Below are 2,110 nucleotides of genomic sequence, written 5' to 3'. Positions count from 1 at the left end.
CTTCTGAAAATAATCACTTGACAGCAAATGAGGCTGCTGTAGAATGCGCGCCTCGGTTGAGACGAAAGATCTTAACCAACCGCTCTTTAACAACTGAATCAAGCAATTCGTGTGGGTGCTTGTGGAGTCAGACTGATAGTCAACAAGATTATCAGCATCACAAGTTACTCCGCGAGAAATCAAAGATGTAACCAACGATTGCTGAGCCAAGTTTAGGGTTTCTTAAAAACCCAAAGATGTTTGAACTGAAGAGTTTGATCATGGCTCAGATTGAACGCTGGCGGCAGGCCTAACACATGCAAGTCGAGCGGTAGAGAGAAGCTTGCTTCTCTTGAGAGCGGCGGACGGGTGAGTAATGCCTAGGAATCTGCCTGGTAGTGGGGGATAACGTTCGGAAACGGACGCTAATACCGCATACGTCCTACGGGAGAAAGCAGGGGACCTTCGGGCCTTGCGCTATCAGATGAGCCTAGGTCGGATTAGCTAGTTGGTGAGGTAATGGCTCACCAAGGCGACGATCCGTAACTGGTCTGAGAGGATGATCAGTCACACTGGAACTGAGACACGGTCCAGACTCCTACGGGAGGCAGCAGTGGGGAATATTGGACAATGGGCGAAAGCCTGATCCAGCCATGCCGCGTGTGTGAAGAAGGTCTTCGGATTGTAAAGCACTTTAAGTTGGGAGGAAGGGCAGTTACCTAATACGTGATTGTTTTGACGTTACCGACAGAATAAGCACCGGCTAACTCTGTGCCAGCAGCCGCGGTAATACAGAGGGTGCAAGCGTTAATCGGAATTACTGGGCGTAAAGCGCGCGTAGGTGGTTTGTTAAGTTGGATGTGAAATCCCCGGGCTCAACCTGGGAACTGCATTCAAAACTGACTGACTAGAGTATGGTAGAGGGTGGTGGAATTTCCTGTGTAGCGGTGAAATGCGTAGATATAGGAAGGAACACCAGTGGCGAAGGCGACCACCTGGACTAATACTGACACTGAGGTGCGAAAGCGTGGGGAGCAAACAGGATTAGATACCCTGGTAGTCCACGCCGTAAACGATGTCAACTAGCCGTTGGGAGCCTTGAGCTCTTAGTGGCGCAGCTAACGCATTAAGTTGACCGCCTGGGGAGTACGGCCGCAAGGTTAAAACTCAAATGAATTGACGGGGGCCCGCACAAGCGGTGGAGCATGTGGTTTAATTCGAAGCAACGCGAAGAACCTTACCAGGCCTTGACATCCAATGAACTTTCTAGAGATAGATTGGTGCCTTCGGGAACATTGAGACAGGTGCTGCATGGCTGTCGTCAGCTCGTGTCGTGAGATGTTGGGTTAAGTCCCGTAACGAGCGCAACCCTTGTCCTTAGTTACCAGCACGTAATGGTGGGCACTCTAAGGAGACTGCCGGTGACAAACCGGAGGAAGGTGGGGATGACGTCAAGTCATCATGGCCCTTACGGCCTGGGCTACACACGTGCTACAATGGTCGGTACAGAGGGTTGCCAAGCCGCGAGGTGGAGCTAATCCCAGAAAACCGATCGTAGTCCGGATCGCAGTCTGCAACTCGACTGCGTGAAGTCGGAATCGCTAGTAATCGCGAATCAGAATGTCGCGGTGAATACGTTCCCGGGCCTTGTACACACCGCCCGTCACACCATGGGAGTGGGTTGCACCAGAAGTAGCTAGTCTAACCCTCGGGAGGACGGTTACCACGGTGTGATTCATGACTGGGGTGAAGTCGTAACAAGGTAGCCGTAGGGGAACCTGCGGCTGGATCACCTCCTTAATCGACGACATCAGCTGCTCCATAAGTTCCCACACGAATTGCTTGATTCATTGAAGAAGACGATAGAAGCAGCTTTAAGCTCCACGCTGATAGCTCAACGCTAACAGTCACGCGCTCGAAATTGGGTCTGTAGCTCAGTTGGTTAGAGCGCACCCCTGATAAGGGTGAGGTCGGCAGTTCGAATCTGCCCAGACCCACCAATTTTGTATGGGGCCATAGCTCAGCTGGGAGAGCGCCTGCCTTGCACGCAGGAGGTCAACGGTTCGATCCCGTTTGGCTCCACCATTAACTGCTTCTGCTGTTAGAGTTTAGAAATGAATATTCCGGTGTG

2 rRNA genes (1 of these 2 running past the window's edge) are annotated in these 2,110 nt (G+C 51.8%); both read left to right on the top strand.

The features are described from left to right. The first annotated feature begins 242 nt into the window (after positions 1-242). Positions 243-1,779: ribosomal RNA gene (locus tag ACOZK9_RS27300) — 16S ribosomal RNA — on the top strand. Positions 1,780-1,974: 195 nt separating this feature from the next. Beyond that, positions 1,975-2,110, top strand: a 23S ribosomal RNA gene (locus ACOZK9_RS27295); its annotated part runs 2,351 nt beyond the window's last position; the annotation flags it as partial.

It is taken from the genome of Pseudomonas kitaguniensis, assembly GCF_049199985.1.
In the GTDB taxonomy this organism is placed as follows: domain Bacteria; phylum Pseudomonadota; class Gammaproteobacteria; order Pseudomonadales; family Pseudomonadaceae; genus Aquipseudomonas; species Aquipseudomonas kitaguniensis.
Note: the sequence above shows the minus strand (reverse complement) of the source record. Positions and strands in the feature narration are given on the sequence as shown.